General features: G+C 38.9%; 15 protein-coding genes and 1 pseudogene. 10 read left to right on the forward strand and 6 right to left on the reverse strand.

Annotated features, from left to right (window positions below):
- Positions 1-424, forward strand: a pseudogene (locus tag C7Y70_RS20550) (ribonuclease E); the annotation flags it as partial.
- Between the two features lie 176 nt (positions 425-600).
- Here C7Y70_RS20550 and yejK read toward each other — a convergent pair.
- The gene (gene yejK, locus C7Y70_RS18660) at positions 601-1,614 is read right to left on the reverse strand and encodes a nucleoid-associated protein YejK (protein ID WP_099294202.1); all 1,014 of its coding nucleotides are present in this window, start codon (positions 1,612-1,614) and stop codon (positions 601-603) included.
- Positions 1,615-1,676: 62 nt separating this feature from the next.
- Here yejK and C7Y70_RS18665 point away from each other — a divergent pair, with 62 nt between their 5' ends.
- The 7 genes from C7Y70_RS18665 to C7Y70_RS18695 all read left to right on the forward strand — a co-directional run bounded on the left by C7Y70_RS18665 (position 1,677) and on the right by C7Y70_RS18695 (position 7,979).
- On the forward strand, positions 1,677-1,889 hold the full coding sequence (locus C7Y70_RS18665; protein ID WP_099294204.1) for a DUF1414 domain-containing protein: 213 nt from the start codon (positions 1,677-1,679) through the stop codon (positions 1,887-1,889).
- 5 nt (positions 1,890-1,894) lie between these two features.
- Entirely contained in the window at positions 1,895-3,400 is a 1,506-nt protein-coding gene (locus tag C7Y70_RS18670) for a DUF3413 domain-containing protein (protein ID WP_135476447.1), read from the forward strand.
- Between the two features lie 98 nt (positions 3,401-3,498).
- Positions 3,499-3,987 (forward strand): DUF4124 domain-containing protein, encoded by a 489-nt coding sequence (locus C7Y70_RS18675; RefSeq protein WP_135476449.1) that lies wholly within the window; start codon positions 3,499-3,501, stop codon positions 3,985-3,987.
- Positions 3,988-4,072: 85 nt separating this feature from the next.
- Positions 4,073-5,797: a bifunctional isocitrate dehydrogenase kinase/phosphatase gene (gene aceK / locus C7Y70_RS18680; protein ID WP_135476451.1), complete on the forward strand. Its 1,725-nt coding sequence runs from the start codon at positions 4,073-4,075 to the stop codon at positions 5,795-5,797.
- Between the two features lie 15 nt (positions 5,798-5,812).
- Positions 5,813-6,751 (forward strand): LysR family transcriptional regulator, encoded by a 939-nt coding sequence (locus tag C7Y70_RS18685; RefSeq protein ID WP_099294212.1) that lies wholly within the window; start codon positions 5,813-5,815, stop codon positions 6,749-6,751.
- A 171-nt stretch (positions 6,752-6,922) separates the two neighbouring features.
- Positions 6,923-7,369, forward strand: a complete 447-nt coding sequence (locus C7Y70_RS18690) for a PA2169 family four-helix-bundle protein (RefSeq protein WP_099294214.1) — start codon at positions 6,923-6,925, stop codon at positions 7,367-7,369.
- 214 nt (positions 7,370-7,583) lie between these two features.
- Positions 7,584-7,979: a biopolymer transporter ExbD gene (locus tag C7Y70_RS18695; protein ID WP_099294216.1), complete on the forward strand. Its 396-nt coding sequence runs from the start codon at positions 7,584-7,586 to the stop codon at positions 7,977-7,979.
- 58 nt (positions 7,980-8,037) lie between these two features.
- On the opposite strand, the gene C7Y70_RS18700 is transcribed toward C7Y70_RS18695, so the two are convergent.
- The 4 genes from C7Y70_RS18700 to C7Y70_RS18715 form a co-directional block, all read right to left on the reverse strand.
- Positions 8,038-10,857: a TonB-dependent receptor gene (locus tag C7Y70_RS18700; protein ID WP_245321604.1), complete on the reverse strand. Its 2,820-nt coding sequence runs from the start codon at positions 10,855-10,857 to the stop codon at positions 8,038-8,040.
- A gap of 230 nt (positions 10,858-11,087) precedes the next feature.
- Complete coding sequence (locus C7Y70_RS18705) at positions 11,088-12,155, reverse strand: FecR domain-containing protein (protein ID WP_135476454.1); 1,068 nt, start codon at positions 12,153-12,155, stop codon at positions 11,088-11,090.
- Positions 12,152-12,706 carry an RNA polymerase sigma factor gene (locus tag C7Y70_RS18710; RefSeq protein WP_099294222.1) on the reverse strand — a complete coding sequence of 185 codons (555 nt, stop codon included), beginning with the start codon at positions 12,704-12,706 and terminating at the stop codon, positions 12,152-12,154. The genes C7Y70_RS18705 and C7Y70_RS18710 overlap by 4 nt, the downstream gene beginning before the upstream one ends.
- Before the next feature lie 116 nt (positions 12,707-12,822).
- Positions 12,823-13,713: a LysR family transcriptional regulator gene (locus C7Y70_RS18715; RefSeq protein WP_135476455.1), complete on the reverse strand. Its 891-nt coding sequence runs from the start codon at positions 13,711-13,713 to the stop codon at positions 12,823-12,825.
- 160 nt (positions 13,714-13,873) lie between these two features.
- Here C7Y70_RS18715 and C7Y70_RS18720 point away from each other — a divergent pair, with 160 nt between their 5' ends.
- The gene (locus tag C7Y70_RS18720) at positions 13,874-14,638 is read left to right on the forward strand and encodes a haloacid dehalogenase type II (RefSeq protein ID WP_135476456.1); all 765 of its coding nucleotides are present in this window, start codon (positions 13,874-13,876) and stop codon (positions 14,636-14,638) included.
- Positions 14,639-14,684: 46 nt separating this feature from the next.
- On the opposite strand, the gene C7Y70_RS18725 is transcribed toward C7Y70_RS18720, so the two are convergent.
- Positions 14,685-15,350, reverse strand: a complete 666-nt coding sequence (locus tag C7Y70_RS18725; protein WP_343255096.1) for a TetR/AcrR family transcriptional regulator — start codon at positions 15,348-15,350, stop codon at positions 14,685-14,687.
- 153 nt (positions 15,351-15,503) lie between these two features.
- Here C7Y70_RS18725 and C7Y70_RS18730 point away from each other — a divergent pair, with 153 nt between their 5' ends.
- On the forward strand, positions 15,504-16,703 hold the full coding sequence (locus C7Y70_RS18730; RefSeq protein WP_135476457.1) for an efflux RND transporter periplasmic adaptor subunit: 1,200 nt from the start codon (positions 15,504-15,506) through the stop codon (positions 16,701-16,703).
- Positions 16,704-16,713: the final 10 nt, after the last annotated feature.

Genomic DNA, 16,713 nt, shown 5'->3' on the forward strand with positions numbered 1-16,713 from the left:
AGCACCTGCTGCAACTGAAGAAGCACCTGCTGCAACTGAAGAAGCACCTGCTGCAACTAAAGAAGCACCTGCTGCGACTGAAGAAGCACCGACTGTAGCTGAAGAAGTACAGGTTGAAACTGAAGTTGCACCGGTTGAAGCTGAAGTAACACCAGTATCTACTGTTGAAACGCCAGTTGAAGCCAAAGCTGCACCCGTTGCCCAAACTGCTTCTGCAAACATCAAAACAGTGATTGCAGCAGGTCATGCAAGTGCCCCAATGGCACAGCCAACACCTGTTGCAGACAGCGAAGTGACTCATACGCCACAAGCGATGGCTCATGACCAACGTGAAGCAATCCCTGATAGCGGCTTACGTGCAGGCTCTATCAAGCCAGCTGGTCGCGCAAGCGCTGCAATGACTAAAACCATGAGTGTTGACTAACAACTCTGGCTTTAGCCACAAGTAAAACAAAAGCCGCGTTAATGAAAATTAACGCGGCTTTTTAATACTCATTTTAATTACTAACCATAAAAAAGCGAAGTGTCTACACTTCGCTTCAACTAACTCAAATCTGCTTAAGACTTACCGCTTAAGGCTTAAAACTAAAACTGACAGCTCTAGTCTTCACTTTCCATAAAACGTTGTAGCTGATCTTTAAGGTTTGGTGGTATCCCTTTAATAACCAAGGTATCAGTGGCTTCATTGTAGGTTACGCGCTCACCTAAGTGCTTACGCTCAAAGCTGATACTCACGCCGCCACCAAGACCTGAGAATTTCACCATGCTAGTGACGGTTTTTTTATCTACCGGGAATGACTCTTCTAAGTCGTAACTTTGCTCTTTGCAAAAACTATCGAATGGGTTGTCATCGCCCTTTGTAAGTGCCTGCGATAATTCACTGACATTGGCATCTTCACCTGTGGTTACACAGTCATTGCAGTAATCGAATACTTGCTTACGTAAGTCATCTTTCTCTGACTTGTCAAATTGCTGCTCAGATAAATAATCTTCAACGGCGTTAAGCATAGCTTGGCTTTGCTGTTTTGGATCAATGCCTTCTTCACATCCTAAAAAGTCTAAGAAAAAGTCTGCTACTTTTCGCCCTGCACGCCCTTTTATAAAAGAAATATAACGATTCTCGTCAGCTTGAGTGTCCCAACCAGTTAAATCAATTCGCGCCGCTAACTGCATTCTAGAAATATCTAAATGACGTGATGAGGCTAAATCAAGCTCTGATGTGATTGAGTAGTGCTCTTTAATGTTGATCATGGCAATCAACATATAATCAGTAGCAACATATTGATAATGACAAAAGATTAAATAGCCTGTTTCGTTAAACGCATACTTATTTAACTCTTCTTTTAATACCGTTGTTGCTTGCTCAGTCATGTGCCAAAAGCCAAGCTCATCGTTGCGATAGCTTTGCATTGCTGATGCAACAACACTATTTTTGTCGCCACTAAAAGCGCAGAAGCCTTTTCCAGGTTTGCCGTTATATGCGTGATGTAATTGTTCAATGAATACAGCTACTTTTTCATTAACCGCCATTTCATCGTTGCGTAAATGAATTTGTGTATCGTCGTCTTTTTTGTCTACATAATGAACGACTAATTTTTTAACATCTATTGTCATCTTTGTTTTTCACGCCTCTGGTGTTAAAATACGAGAATATAACTCTTTTATTGAACCAACTGATGCCAATCTTATCAAAATATTCTAATGATGAAGTAGAACAAATCGTCGATCAGCTCATTGATGTGTTAACTGAGCACAATGCGCCGGTTGATTTAAGTCTTATGTGTTTAGGAAATTCTATCACGCATATATTAAAAGAGCATGTGCCAAAAGGGAAAAGACAAGCCGTTGCGGATAACTTTGCAAAAGCATTAGCGCAATCGGTTAAATAACATATATGAATTTATCGCAGCACAATCAGTTTTCGTCTAAAGCAAGCCAATTATTAAGCTGGGGCCATTGGTTTACCTTTGCTAATATTGGGTTAGTATTACTTATTAGCTTAAGTTACTTATTTGCTGACTCTGCGCCAACAACCACAATGGGCTATATATATATGTTAGTAACATGGCTAAGCCATACTAGCTTTATAACCTTCATTGCGTTTGTGCTGACGATATTTCCACTTAGTTTAATTTTTCCTTACCCACGGCATATTCGCGGCATGGCAGCAATACTGGCGACTTTTGGCGCATCTTTATTGACGCTTGATGCTTATGTTTATTTTAATTTGGGCTATCACCTAAGTAGCTCAGCATTGCCTGAAATTGTTTCATTGTTGTGGCACAGATTAACCAGTTCTCCCGCACTAACCACCCTACTTGCAGGTGGCATCGTAATGCTAATTCTCGCTTTCCAATTATTGGCGAGTAATTATACTTGGCACCATCTAGCACGATTAAAGCAATATAAATTTGGCCGTTATGCAACATCTGTATTGGTTACTTGCTTTGCATTAAGCCACAGCATTCATATATGGGCTGACGCAAACTTAAAGTTTGATATTACAAAGCAAGATAACGTTTTACCGTTGTCGTATCCAACAACAGCAAAAAGCTTGCTCGCTAAGAATGATTTGCTTGATATAGAAACCTATAAGCAAGCTCATAACGTTAAACTGACTAACCAAAACATTAAGTACGCTTTATCAAAGCCACTTCCCCGTTGCGAATCAAAAACACAAGCAAACATCGCTATTTTAGTATTTAGTGAACATGACTTATTAGAGTCCTTTGCCAAGCAACATGGTGAGCTTTTTCAAACTGAGCAGTTTCTTCAACCAGTAAATCATCAAGATACTCTATTTAGCTTAGTTTATGGCCTACCCGCCTATTACAAACCAGCATTATTTGAAGAGCAGATTATGCCTGCTTGGACAAACAAACAGCGTAGCTTGAGCGTGAATGGGTTTACTGAATTTGATTATATTAACGAAGAAAACAATTCAACAAACGCTATACGTATTATCAATACTACAGTTACTGACCCCAGCTCGCTGAGTTTTGCTAAAGACACTCGCATTTATGCGTTTAGTCTTGCTAACCACAATAATGAAATCATAACGACTTCTCGGCTTTACAGTAGTGATAAAAAAATTACTCGGGTAGAAGGGTTAATTCAACCTAGCGATATTATTGCCACCAGTGTTGGCGAATACTTGAGTTGTCCAAAAGTCGCACATCAGAGCATGTTGGGTGTAAATTTATATGATAAAAAAGATGATATTGGCGTCACCTATTCACAAGGTGTGCTGATAGCTTACAAAAAAGATCGTATCACCTTAATTGATTCTGACGGAAACTATAAAAATGTCTCTGCAGCCCAAGGTTTTTCGATAGAGCAAGGCTTGGACATACCGTTTTTAGTGCAAAGCATCAAAAAATTAAAGGCATTCACTGATTAGCTTAGTTAAGGTTAATCTAATATGATAAGCCTATAGACTTGTGATTTGGCTACAGTAAGTTATATTTCATTATACTGTCATAGTGCAAGGAAGCCCTTATGAAAATAAATACCCGCTTTAACCTTCTTAGCTTACTCGCGTTTGCTTTTGTTTTTTCACAAAGCATTGCTGCTAAAACTAACTATTATAAATGTATTACGGATAGAGGGACTGTATTTAGTCAGTTCCCATGTGGATCAAACGCCACTGAGCACAAAATTAAACAAACTAACGTTGCCTTTTCTGATCCCAACTCCAATCATGTAAAAACACTTAATCAGCTCGAACGACAACAAATAGTTCGTAACCTTAATTCAACCATACGCAGTAAACAACATTCACTTGATATACTTTCTCGGGACAGAGATCGTGCTGAATTTAATCAGCAACAGCGTTTAAAACGTATTTTAAGTGACAGCGAAACAAAACGAATTACTAAAGATATAAAAAAGAAACTCAAGGCAATTAATAAGCGTTACTTAAGAGATGTTAAAAAAGTAGAGAAGCAGATTGAAAAACTTGAAAAAAAGCTAAAACGATATAAATAACCTATTGGGTTTTACTTTTATTTAGCATACTCTTAACAAGTATAGAGCAATAACTCTAAGGCCGTATTTTAGGAGTATTTCCCACATGCACGCACACACAATTGCCGAATTTATTCTAAAAGGCTTTAAAAAGCACTATCAGTTATTTCAAAACATTACAGCGCAAGCACCTGTAGCGTTTGCTGAGCAAGATTGGCCGCAAATGCACAAAATTAGTCATTTAAGAATTAGTCATTACGATGACCGTGTCAATGAAACCATAATACAACTTAAGAAAGCCCATTTAGCTTTTAGTGATCAACTCGATGAAACGTTATGGCTTGCTAGCAAACAACATTACCAGCAGTTTTTACAATTCCACCCTCAAGCAGAACTCGCTGAGACGTTTTATAACTCTGTGTTTTGTAGATTGTTTCACCGTCGTTATTTTAATAATAATTTCATATTTGTAGAAACCTCATTAGCGGATGCACCCGCTTTGCCAATTGAAGCAGAATACAGAAGTTTCTTCCCGGTAATTGATGGCCTAAAGCCTACGATTAAAAAAATTATTAGCCAATTCGATTTTAGAGCAGATTTCGAAAATTTAGAGCGCGATATACGGCTTCTCGTAAAAGCATTTTATAAGCAAGCTCCTGATACTCATCACAGCGCATGGCAAATGCGCTTTGATATATTACAAACCCCATTTTATCGTAATAAAGCGGCCTATATTGTGGGTCGGGTTGTATCAAGCAGTGGAATACAGCCATTTATCATTCCTGTTTTACATCACAAACAGCATGGCCTCTATTTAGACGCACTATTGACAAATTCATCACAGATGCGAGTTATTTTTGGCTTTGCTCGGGCTTATTTTATGGTGGAGACCCATGCACCCTCAGCACTTGTACGCTTTTTAAATCAGTTAATGCCAAATAAAACGTTGGCTGAATTATACAACGCGATAGGCTTTCACAAACAAGGCAAAACTGAGTTCTACCGAGAGTTTCTTACCCACTTAGAACGCTCTGATGATAACTTTATTATCGCCCCTGGTACGCCTGGCATGGTAATGATGGTGTTTACCCTCCCTTCATTTGGCTATGTATTTAAAATAATTAAAGACAAGTTTGGTGAAAGTAAGCCATTTGGCAGAGACACTGTTCTAAAACGCTACCAATTAGTGAAAAGTCATGATCGGGTTGGGCGTATGGCTGATACCATAGAGTATTCGAACGTCGTATTTCCTTTAGCGCGATTTGACGATAACTTACTCTCACAGCTTAAAAGTACCATTGGTGAATCAATGGTTATCAATAATGATTTAGTTATTATAAAGCACTTATATATTGAGCGACGCATGACCCCGCTGAACTTATTTTTAGAATCAGCCACAGAAGATGAGGCTGTCACTGCTATTACTGAATATGGCCAAGCGCTCAAAGAAATGATTGCAGTTAACATTTTCCCCGGTGATATGCTGCTGAAAAACTTCGGAGTCAGTAACCATAAACGAATCATTTTCTATGACTATGATGAAGTACAATATTTAAGTGATATGAATTTTAGAGCCTTACCTAAGGCTAAGAGTTATGACGATTATTTAACAAATGAGCAAAGTTACTCCGTTGCGCCACAAGATGTATTTCCTGAGCAGCTTTGTACCTTTGTGATGCCGAACCCTCGTTATAAAGCTATTTTTACCCAGGCTCATCCGGAATTATTAGACGTAAATTTTTGGCAGCAAGCACAGAAGAATATTAAGAACGGTGTTGTTAGCCATATTTATCCTTATCCGAGCACTCAACGTTTTATCAAGCATTGGTAAACGCAAGGACACACAATGAATATCAGCAAGATAGATTTAAATTTACTCGTGTATTTAGACACTCTTTTACGTGAATGTAACGTTACGCGCGCAGCCAATCAGCTAAGTATTACTCAACCTGCAATGAGTAACGGCCTTAAACGTTTACGTAACTTATTCAACGATCCTATTTTAGTGCGTACCAGTGATGGTATGGTACCTACAGAGCGAGCTATTGAGCTACAACCCGTTATTCGTGGAATTTTAATGACTCTAGAGGAAACCCTCGCCCCCAATAGAGAGTTTGAAGCAAGTCAAAGTAACCGTGTATTTAGAATAATGGCCAGTGACTATGCAGCAAGCACGCTCGCTCCTAGATTACTTAGTAAGTTACATGAAGAAGCCCCCGATACCACTTTGGATATTCTCACTCCTAGTGATGTAACCTTTCACGATGTTGAAAATGGCAAAGTTGATATGGCCATCAACCGGTTTGAAAACTTACCGCAGTCTTTTCATCATAAAAGGATATGGAAAGACAGTTTTTGCTGCTTAGTAAAAGCTGACAACCCAATTATTGAAAATTTTAGTTTGGATAGCTATTTAAAAGCACGCCACATTTGGGTTAGTAAAACCGGCTTTGGCGTCGGTGTTGGCATGGATCCAAAAGATGTGCAAAAATTAGGTTGGGTTGATGAGGCTCTTGCACATTTTGGCAAACACAGAAATATCGCTACATTTACTCGTAACTATCATGTAGCTATCCACTTAGCTAAAGAACAAAACTTAGTTGCCACATTACCTTCAAAGGCCGCTAACATATATATAGATGACCCTGGTTTAACAATCCTTGAAACCCCGTTTCCAATACCTCCTTTTGAACTAGATATGATATGGAGTCCATTACTTCATCGCGATGCTAGCCATATTTGGCTAAGACAAAAAGTGGCGGAAGTTGCACAGGAGTTAAAGTAAAACAATTACATATGAACTTGTAAAATTTTCTGGGTATGTTGGAAACAGCATTCTTTAAAACGTTTGATGAAATTTAATTGCATTAAATTCATGATTTTATAAAAATAAACATCTGGTACACGCATTGCTTTAATCTTAGCGAAATTCATTAAACTTAAAGAGGTCGTTATTATGAATACCCATCAAGGACAAGAAGCGAATCATATCACTGACATTATCCAAGTAATGAACAGCGGAATAGACTTTTACGAGAAAGCCCAAGATAAGGTTGAAGATCCTGCTATTGGTGCACTTTTTCAACGCATGATAGATGCTCGTAAAGTAAGTGTCGAAAGCTTACAACCTTACGCTATTAACCAGCAAGGTGAACGCGAAGACGGCTCATCATTCGCTGTAGAAGCACGCCGTGCGTATACATCATTAATTGCTAAATTTAGTTCTGACAACGATGAAACGTATGTAAAAGAACTCGAAGAAGTGGAAGATAAAACGTTGGAAGAAATTAAAGCGGCCATGAATAAACCACAACCACACGATTGTGAAGCTGCATTATCTAAAGTTTTACTCACAATTCAAAGCTGCCATACCGAAATGAGCCGCATGCAGCAAAAATATTAATACAATTCGTTAAGTCAAAGCCCAGCCCTACTTGCTGGGCTTTTTTGTTTTTAAGTTATATACCTCTGATTTTCATAACAAATAAAACCAAAAAATTAATAAAAATAATATATTTATTTAACCATGCAATTTTCTTCCTCTGCTAGTCTTGTATTTAGGTACCTAATAAACCGCTGCGGCGCCGCAGCTTTTTAAACTTTTATGAGGTTCTAATATGAAAAAGAAACAAGAAATACAACAAAATAATGCAGATGTAGATATGACACCAATGCTCGACATTGTGTTCATACTATTAATTTTTTTTATTGTAACTACATCATTTGTTAAACCAGTAGGCATTGAGTTACTGAGGCCTTTAGATAAACCAAGCATTGATAAACCTACTAAAAATGCCCAGTTCAGCATTGATAAAAACAATGCTATTTATTTTTCTAATAGACAAATTGACCTTGAAAGTGTTGCAACTAATTTAGCTATGTTTGCAGCGAAGTATTCTATTACCTCAGTGCAGATCAACGCCGACTCGGCCAGTAAGCATAAAACATTGATGAGTGTGATGAATAATATAAAAGAATATGATAATTACCCCATTGCCTTAGTTTCGGAATAAAATTACTAAAAAAGGGCCTTACGGCCCTTCAAAAGTTAAATAACGTAGGAGAAGTTATTTAGAAACGGTATTCGGCGCCTAAATAGTAATAAGCACCGTTAAAGCCAAATGGTGCAGAACGTCTTGAGTATTCAAACACACCTGTTGAACTAACAATTGTATTACCTGATGCGTCTACAATTGTGCCAGATCGTGAGTTACCAATAGTATTTTTGTCTGGGTAGACATCAAACAAATTGTTTGCACCAATGTTTAACGACAGATTATCAGTTACATAATAGTTTATTTTTACATCTGTCAGAACTTCAGCCCCATAAGTTTGACGGCCACCATCTTGCACTGTGTATTCACCATAGCGGTTCAGAGATAAGTTCACTGTCAAATCTTCAATGCGGTAAAGTGCGCTTAAATTAACCCTGTCTTGCGGTTGCCACTCTTCAATAATAGATGTTTCTTGCGCTGAAAATACGTCTTCTACTGGGATAGTTTCAAGACCACTTCCCGCTGGCGTGAATAAATCAACCACATCTGTTTCGGTAAAGTTAGCTGCTAACGTAAAATCAAGCGTGCCACCAAGGCCTTCTGTGTTCCAAGTTGCAACAAAGTCTACGCCCTGTGTTTCAGTATCAGCACCATTTAAGAAAAACTGACCTGCTCCCGCTCCTGAGCTAACTAAAGCAGCATCAAGCGTTGATGACAAGCCTTTACCTAACCGATTACTGATCACGATACGATCATCGATATCAATCGAGTAGTAATCGATGGTGACATTAACATTATCTGTTACGTTATAAACAATACCTAGGCTAAGGTTTTCTGACTTTTCTTCTTTAAGTTTTGGAATTCCGATGCTTTGAGCAAGGGTACTGTCATTTCTAAATGTACCCACTTCCTCTGCAATTAGGTCACCATTAGGGCCCACAACAAATTGCGTACTGATATTATTAAAGTACAGCTGCTGCATAGAAGGTGCTCTAAAGCCCGTGCTAACCGCGCCACGTAATGAAACATCATCAGTAACAGCCCAGTTACCGGCAAGTTTAAAGTTTACCGTGTCACCAAAACCTTTATAGTTATCGTAACGTAGCGCCCCAGAAATAATCACATCATCAATTACATAAGTTTCTGCGTCTACATAGAATGAAATAACATCGCGAGATTCATCAACTGATGAGTCAGGAGAAGAACCGCCAAAACCTTGTGTTCCACCCGATGCATTTTCACTACCGACACCACCACTCAAACCATCATAAATATTAACACCATTATTAGTGTCGTAATCTCGGTATGCGTATTCACTGCCTTCAAGTATTCTGTATTCATCAGTGCGCAACTCTGCGCCCATGGCTAATGAATAATCATCAAAATCTTTCGTGTAATCCAAGTTTAACGTTTGTAAGGAAAGCTCCATGCCATAAGCGTAAGCTTCACGTGGGATAGTCGCTCGTATATCTTCGACACTTAATCCTTGCTCATAACGTAATAAATTTGCATACGAGCCGTTTATTGTATCACTGGTCGTGTAATCTATGCTGTTTTCACCATAGGTGTATGAAAAATCGAGGCTTGAATCGTTATCGAACTCTTTCTTAAAACCAAAGTTATATGAAATGTCGTCTATCGTAGTATTTATTTTGGGTAAAAAACCCATTGGAATTACTGCATCACCATCTTGCAAGACGGGATTACCACCAGCATTAGCATTGTGACGGAAAAACGCGGCCGATTCATTATCACGCGTTGAATAAGTAATAAAACCATATAGCTCGCCACCCGCTAATTCGTAGCCTGTATTTACGGTTAAAGCAAACTGTTGTGAGTCAGCATCACCAATTCTAAAAGTATCACGCGGTGCGGTGAGTTCACGAGGATCTGAAGCCAGTAAAGTACCATCATCAAGCTCTGTACAGCCATAGAACTGGCAAGAACCATGAAGACCGGCTCGGTTAGTTGGCGCACGATCGCGGTAATTAAGCGTGGTGTTTAAATAACCTTCATCACCTAACGCAAAGCCTTTATTGAAATCAATGTTTACGGTTTCGCCATCACCTTCTGAGTATTGACCGTAATTAATTGCTGCTTTTCCGCCCTCTTCAGCATCTTTCAATACTATGTTGATTACACCTGCAATGGCATCAGAACCATACTGTGCAGCTGCACCGTCACGTAATACCTCAATGCGTTTAATTGATGCAGCAGGAATAGCATTCATGTCAGTTCCGGCAGTACCACGCCCTACAGATGTATTGATATGAATAATACTCGCTTGGTGGCGACGCTTACCATTGATAAGCACCAACGTCTGATCTGGGCCTAAACCACGGAGTGTTGCAGGTCGCAGTGCATCTGTGCCGTCACTGATTGATGAACTTGAAAAGTTAAATGAAGGTGCAATGGCTTGCAGCATCCTGCCAACTTCCGTTTGACCTGTATTCTCTAGTGCTTCTGCACTTAAAATATCAACAGGAACAGGTAAATCTTCAACTGAACGACCCGCGACACGGCTACCTACAATAGCAATTTTTTCGATTTTTTCTTGTGCAGCTTGTTCTTGTGCATTAACACCTTGGCTATTGGTCGCCATTAAAAGTGGTAATACGGCAGCACTGACCCCTGAAAGCTTTTTCATGTTGTTATCATTCCTATTGATTTGATTGAGTTTTACGCTCAGTAAACCATTTTGATCAACAACCGCATCGAGTTCAGTATTTTGCAACATCGTATTAAGTGCATCCAACTGGGTGTAATAACCAAACACTGATTGAGCTTGATATTGCTTTGCTAATTCAAATGAAAAAACCACAGTTTGTTCAGTTTGCTTAGCAAATTCAATCAGTGCTAGGTCTGCTCGTTGCGCTTTAATATCAAATTGCACCATGTGTGATTCAACAGCATTGGCATGCACATTCAGGCTACATACTAAAGGTGCTAATGCTATAAACCCACAAAATGGATACGTTTGGTTACTACGCAACTTATACAAACAGTTGAGAACGAATAATCCCCTACAAAAATTTGATTTTTTCTTTATTATTTTTTTACTTTTATTTATCAGCATTGTTACTTTTCATGCTTTAAGTCAGAGTTTCAGCAGCTTGCAGAACGATATTAGCCTTGTGTTAGGCTAACAATATGCTCACCTAATCGCTCATGTTCTATCGCTAGATTTGCTTGAAGGCTATCTAATAAGCCTAATATGTCTCCAGCTTTAAATACACCGGCTACTTTGAGCGACGCTAAAGCAGGATCCTTTAATTCAAACCGCGTGGCAGTGTAACGACTAACCTCTTGTAATGCTTCACTTAGTGGCTCACCATTAAAGATAAGCATACCTTGTTGCCATGCTAAATCTCGCTGCACATCATCTATGGATAATTGTTTAATTGGTTTAGTAATGCTTTCTTTTATAAGTGCTTTTTCGCCAGAAATAACAATACTCGCCTTAATATTTTTAACCTGTTGTGTTTCATTACTTGCAGTTTGTAACTCTATAAAGTCTTTTGCATTTACTTCAACTGTGGGATCAGTGATCATCACTTTGCCTTCAGTGACAACCAGTTCTAAATCTGACGCTGCATTACGTTGTACGTTAAAAATGGTGCCAAGCGCAGTAAACGATTTATCTCCTGCCATGACAGAAAAAGGCCTTGATGCATCTTTTGCTACATTAAAGCGCCCTTCGCCTCGGCTTAAAATTAATTGTCTGCGCCCTTGAGTGTAGGCAACCTCTAACAAACTATTGGTGTTGAGCTGAACTATGGTGCTATCTGGTAAAACATAGGTTGCTTGTTCACCAACTTTTGTACGATAAATTTTACTATATTTAGCCTGATCTTGAGATGATTCAGAATAGTAATTAAGGCCAGCAAACATAAATGTAGCTATCAATAAAACGGCAATAACACTGGCTGCCATTGCATAATGTGCAGTTGCAAAAGTAGATTTAGAAGGAACCTGTTTGTTTGGAAACAATGCACTTAATTCGTTTAAAACACTTAATTCATCCCACAGCTTTGCTAAGTCAAAAACAGCATCCTGATGTGCTTTGCTTTGTTTAACCCATTTATTGAATTGCTCTTTTTCATTATCAGACAAACCACGATCCATCGCACTGATCCAGCGACTTGCTTGGGATTGTATCAACTCTTTTGACGAAAATTGATGTACATTACTCATTTCCCCACCCTCCTGGTAGCGGCCACATCTGGCTCTACAGTATTCGAATCATGCTCTTGCTGCTGCATATACTGCATAGATTTTAATAAACCTTTGGCAATATGCTTTTCAACGGTACTTTCACTTAAGCACATTTGTGCAGCGATTTCTTTCTGACTCATACCGTATACTTTTTTTAGTATAAAACATTTTCTAACAGGTTGACTAAGTTGTTCTGTCGCACGGCAAAAAAGTAAAAACCGCTCTTTTGATGTGACTTCATCTTCAAGCTGCATCGATTTTAAATTTTGTTGATAGTCATCTGATGCATCTAGAGAGTCGCTGTGTTTATTGTCCCACTTTGCAACGTGATTTAGCGCCAAATTTTTCGCTGTTTTTAGCATATAACTATGCGTATATTTAATATCTTGTTTTAAGTCGGCTTCATAACTTTTAACAAAGGTCTCTTGGACAATATCTTCGACATCATCAGGTAATACAATGCGTGAAACAAACCGCCTTATTTGTGCTGACAGTTCAACAAATGTATTGGTTACTTTGCTCTGTGTCATCCTTAACAGGCCTTTTATAATTATAGTTATGCTAAGACTACGAGTTTTAGCGCTAATTACAAGGCAAATTGTTAAATTATCGTTATTTTTGCTTACGTTTTCTTCATCATATCTGTTTATATCTCTGGGACATCAAATAATGATCTCATAAAGTCATAAAAAACCTCTGTTTTGCGTGTGGTCAAACTATTTTGTGGCCTTAAAAACCAAACGGGTGAGTCATCATCAGCCAAGATCCCCGGTAATACCTCTACTAGTAGACCCATTTGCAATTCATCTTTGATAGCTAGTTTAGACTTGATCGCAATCCCATGCCCCGCAATGGCTGCTTGCGTCATATTATCGGAATTAGATATCGTAAAACGCGTTTTAGCATTAAAATTAATGACCCTTGCATTATCGTCTATTAATTTAAGTTGTCTTTGCCAAGGTAAACATACCCAAAAATGGGTTTGGAGTTGTTCAAAAGAAGTTGGCATCCCGTACTTTTCAATATAACTGGGGGCGACACACAAAATCCGTTGGTTATTCACTATTTTACGCGACAGTAAAGCTGAGTCAGTTAATTTACCAACTCTAATTGCAATATCCTGTGCTTCATCTACCACATTGACAAAATTGTCAGAAATAGAAAAGTCTAATTGTAACTCTGGGTATTGCTGCTCAAACTCAATCAATTTAGGCATAACGAATTTTGAGAACACCCAAGGCGGCATTGTTACTCTTAATAAGCCACTTACTGACGAACCTCGTGCGCCAATGCTGTATTCAGCATCATGCAATGCCTCAAGTATACTACCTACTTTGCGATAAAATATTTCACCTGCGGGCGATAATCTAATACGCCGACTATCTCTAAAAACTAATACTGTTGCTAGTTCACGTTCAAGTTTTGCAAGCCTATGACTAACCGTGGCAGCAGAAAGTCCTTGCGCACTGGCAGCTGCCAGCACGCCTTTGTTTTCAACTATTGCAATAAATGTTTCAAGATCACTTACGCTGTACATATGCCCACTTTATCTTAATTTGATATTTTCGAATGTAGCTTTCAATTTTGCGCTCTTTATTTAATTAATTCAAACACTATACTGGCCTCTCACCGTAAATTGAGGCTTTAATTAACTAATAGTCTCTGAACTTCAATTTTTGTAAAGGGCGTTAAGCGTTATGACTATTTTTAAAAACTTAACCAAACTAAGCTTATCATTAGTAATGTTAGGCCACTTAATCGGAGGAAATGTGATGGCAGCCGATCTTAAACAGCATAAGCCAAAAGTAATTATTTTTGATGTAAATGAAACATTGCTCGACTTAGATTCTATGCGTGGCTCAATTGGTAAAGCCCTTGGCGGGCGAGATGATTTATTGCCACTTTGGTTTTCAACAATGTTACATCACTCATTGGTCAGTACCGCGATTGGTGATTACCAAGACTTTGGTAAAATTGGTGTTGCATCATTACTTATGGTTGCACAAAACAATGATATTAAAATGAATGCTGAGCAAGCCAAAAACGCTATTGTTACGCCACTACTAAGCTTACCTGCTCATGCTGATGTTAAAACAAGTTTGCAAGCACTAAAAGATCAAGGCTATAAATTGGTCAGTCTGACTAACTCATCAAACGAAGGCGTAAAGGCCCAATTTGAAAGTGCTGGACTCACTGATTACTTTGAAGCTAGGTACAGTATAGAAGATATAAAAATATATAAACCAGACCTACGTGCTTATGAGTGGGCACTCAAGCAGCTAAATATAAAAGCCGAGGATGCTTTAATGGTTGCTGCACATGGCTGGGATGTTGCTGGTGCAAAAGAAGCCGGTTTACAAACAGCATTTATAGCTCGACCAGGTAAAGCACTTTACCCGCTTGCACAAGAACCTGATTACAATGTGGAAAATTTAACGCAGCTAGTAAGCCAGCTCAAGTAACTATAAAGTGACAAATCAAGGGTTGAACTTTATTACAGGTTCACCCTTATTTAATACCTCTGATAAAAAATCTCGACATAACATCAATTAATTGTTCTAACCGAGTTTCATCAAGTGCTGGACGCCACATAATTACCTGCTCCCAATAGCCTAAATCTTTTAAACCGCCATAGAAAATTGAAGCTGCAATATCTGCTGGAATGTCATTCAATATCCCCGCTTGGTGAGCCTGTTCAAACCACGTTAGTAAGCCTTTTTCACAGTCTAAAAATTGTTCTTCTAATCGCGCGGCTTGCACTTTATCACGCATAGATTCGATAATAACAATTCGTGATAATGTTAAATAATTCTCGTCCCCCCCGAGCGACAGGCACACGCGCGCCAATTCTTTTAATTGCTTATCAACACTTACATTTGGTTGATATGGATACTTGTGTAATTGCGAAAACCGCTCCAATAAGAGTGCCACAACATCATCGAACAAAGCATTCTTATTAGGGTAATGTTTATATAAAGTGCGTTTAGAAACGTTCGCACTCTTAGCAATCGCTTCCATTGTAGTACCTAATAAGCCGTATTGTGCAAACTCTTGAATTGCTGCGCAGAGCACATCATTTTGTTTACTATTACCTGATTCCATATCGCCCCCAATATTGAACATGCTAATTTGCTTCAACCATTTCATACGGAATAGTGAAAAAAGTAAACGCAAGTGTATACCTATTTTAAATTTGGGTATACACTTGCGTTTACTGAGTTTAAATATCAATCATTACTATTGGGTAATATCTCACTTTAAGCCATACTCAATTAACTCAAACTTGCTTTAACTTTATACTTATACAATTGGATCTGTGGAGTAACCATGCGTCAGTCTTTCGTACCATCGAAGTTGTCATTATTTTTAATCACTACTGCTTCATTCTTAATTCAAGGGTGTAGTGAAGCCCCGAATACACAGCAACAAGAAGCTATGCCTTCGGCTGCTGTATCAACAATTAAGGCAACAACTGAAGATGCCCCTTTTACAATAGAACTACCGGCCACACTTTCTGGGTCGAAAGAAGTTGAAGTAAGGGCCCGTGTAACGGGGATCTTAGAGTCACGTAATTTTGACGAAGGGCAAACCGTAAAAAAAGATCAATCTTTGTTTACCATTAACTTAGAACCTTATCAATTAGCGGTAGAAAGTGCTCAAGCTGCGTTTGATGGTGCTAATGTTTCGCTTATTCAAGCACAGCGAGATGTTAAGCGCCTAGGTAAACTTCGTGCTGACAAATCAGTATCACAACGTGACTTTGATAACGCGAGTTCTGCACAAGATATTGCTAAAACTAACCTAGCTGCAGCTAAAGTAGCTTTAAAAGAAGCGAAATTGAACCTCGAATACGCCCAAGTAAAAGCCCCAGTTGCAGGCATTATGGGACGAGAATTTGTCTCAGAGGGGACATATGTTGCAGGACCCGATTTGCTATTAACTCAAATTACTCAACTTGATCCCATTCGGTTACGTTTTGGCATCTCTGAACGCGAACAATTAAAAATGCGCCAAGATGTTGAAAAAGGCTCCCTTACATTGCCTAAAGATGGTCACTGGCAAACCAGCATAACATTACAAGATGGCTCGCGTTATGAACAAACTGGTGAAGTGAACTTCTCTGATGTACGTATAAATCCAAATACTGGCACGAGCGAATTGCAAGCCATCATACCCAACCCTGATTTTAAATTACGTCCGGGCCAATTTGTTCGGGTTACGTTACAAGGCGCTGTACGCAAAAATGCTTTTGTCATTCCACAACGAGCCGTACTTGATAATGGAACCGGTAAGTTTGTCTACCTTGCAGCCAAAAATGAGCAAGGCAACACGGTTGCTCGCCCTGCTCCCGTTGAAGTGGGTGAGTGGATCCAAAAACCTGAAAGCCAAAACAACAAAAACTTTTGGTTAATAAAATCAGGACTTAATGAAGGTGACGAAGTAATCATTGACGGCATGGCGAAAATTTTCTTCCCAGGCATGCCCGTTGCAGTTAATAACACATCTCACAGCGATAACGCTGAATAAGTACAGGGAG

Origin of the sequence: Pseudoalteromonas sp. KS88, from assembly GCF_004766475.1 — a bacterium.
In the GTDB taxonomy this organism is placed as follows: Bacteria; Pseudomonadota; Gammaproteobacteria; order Enterobacterales; family Alteromonadaceae; genus Pseudoalteromonas.

Excerpts from the sequence above, each read along its gene's own strand:
- aceK (WP_135476451.1), top strand. The coding sequence starts at position 4,073 with ATGCACGCACACACAATTGCCGAATTTATTCTAAAAGGCTTTAAAAAG.
- C7Y70_RS18685 (WP_099294212.1), top strand. The coding sequence starts at position 5,813 with ATGAATATCAGCAAGATAGATTTAAATTTACTCGTGTATTTAGACACT.
- C7Y70_RS18710 (WP_099294222.1), bottom strand. The coding sequence starts at position 12,706 with ATGACACAGAGCAAAGTAACCAATACATTTGTTGAACTGTCAGCACAA.
- C7Y70_RS18720 (WP_135476456.1), top strand. The coding sequence starts at position 13,874 with ATGACTATTTTTAAAAACTTAACCAAACTAAGCTTATCATTAGTAATG.
- C7Y70_RS18675 (WP_135476449.1), top strand. The coding sequence starts at position 3,499 with ATGAAAATAAATACCCGCTTTAACCTTCTTAGCTTACTCGCGTTTGCT.
- C7Y70_RS18730 (WP_135476457.1), top strand. The coding sequence starts at position 15,504 with ATGCGTCAGTCTTTCGTACCATCGAAGTTGTCATTATTTTTAATCACT.
- C7Y70_RS18715 (WP_135476455.1), bottom strand. The coding sequence starts at position 13,713 with ATGTACAGCGTAAGTGATCTTGAAACATTTATTGCAATAGTTGAAAAC.
- C7Y70_RS18700 (WP_245321604.1), bottom strand. The coding sequence starts at position 10,857 with ATGGTGCAATTTGATATTAAAGCGCAACGAGCAGACCTAGCACTGATT.
- yejK (WP_099294202.1), bottom strand. The coding sequence starts at position 1,614 with ATGACAATAGATGTTAAAAAATTAGTCGTTCATTATGTAGACAAAAAA.
- C7Y70_RS18705 (WP_135476454.1), bottom strand. The coding sequence starts at position 12,155 with ATGAGTAATGTACATCAATTTTCGTCAAAAGAGTTGATACAATCCCAA.
- C7Y70_RS18690 (WP_099294214.1), top strand. The coding sequence starts at position 6,923 with ATGAATACCCATCAAGGACAAGAAGCGAATCATATCACTGACATTATC.
- C7Y70_RS18695 (WP_099294216.1), top strand. The coding sequence starts at position 7,584 with ATGAAAAAGAAACAAGAAATACAACAAAATAATGCAGATGTAGATATG.
- C7Y70_RS18670 (WP_135476447.1), top strand. The coding sequence starts at position 1,895 with ATGAATTTATCGCAGCACAATCAGTTTTCGTCTAAAGCAAGCCAATTA.
- C7Y70_RS18665 (WP_099294204.1), top strand. The coding sequence starts at position 1,677 with ATGCCAATCTTATCAAAATATTCTAATGATGAAGTAGAACAAATCGTC.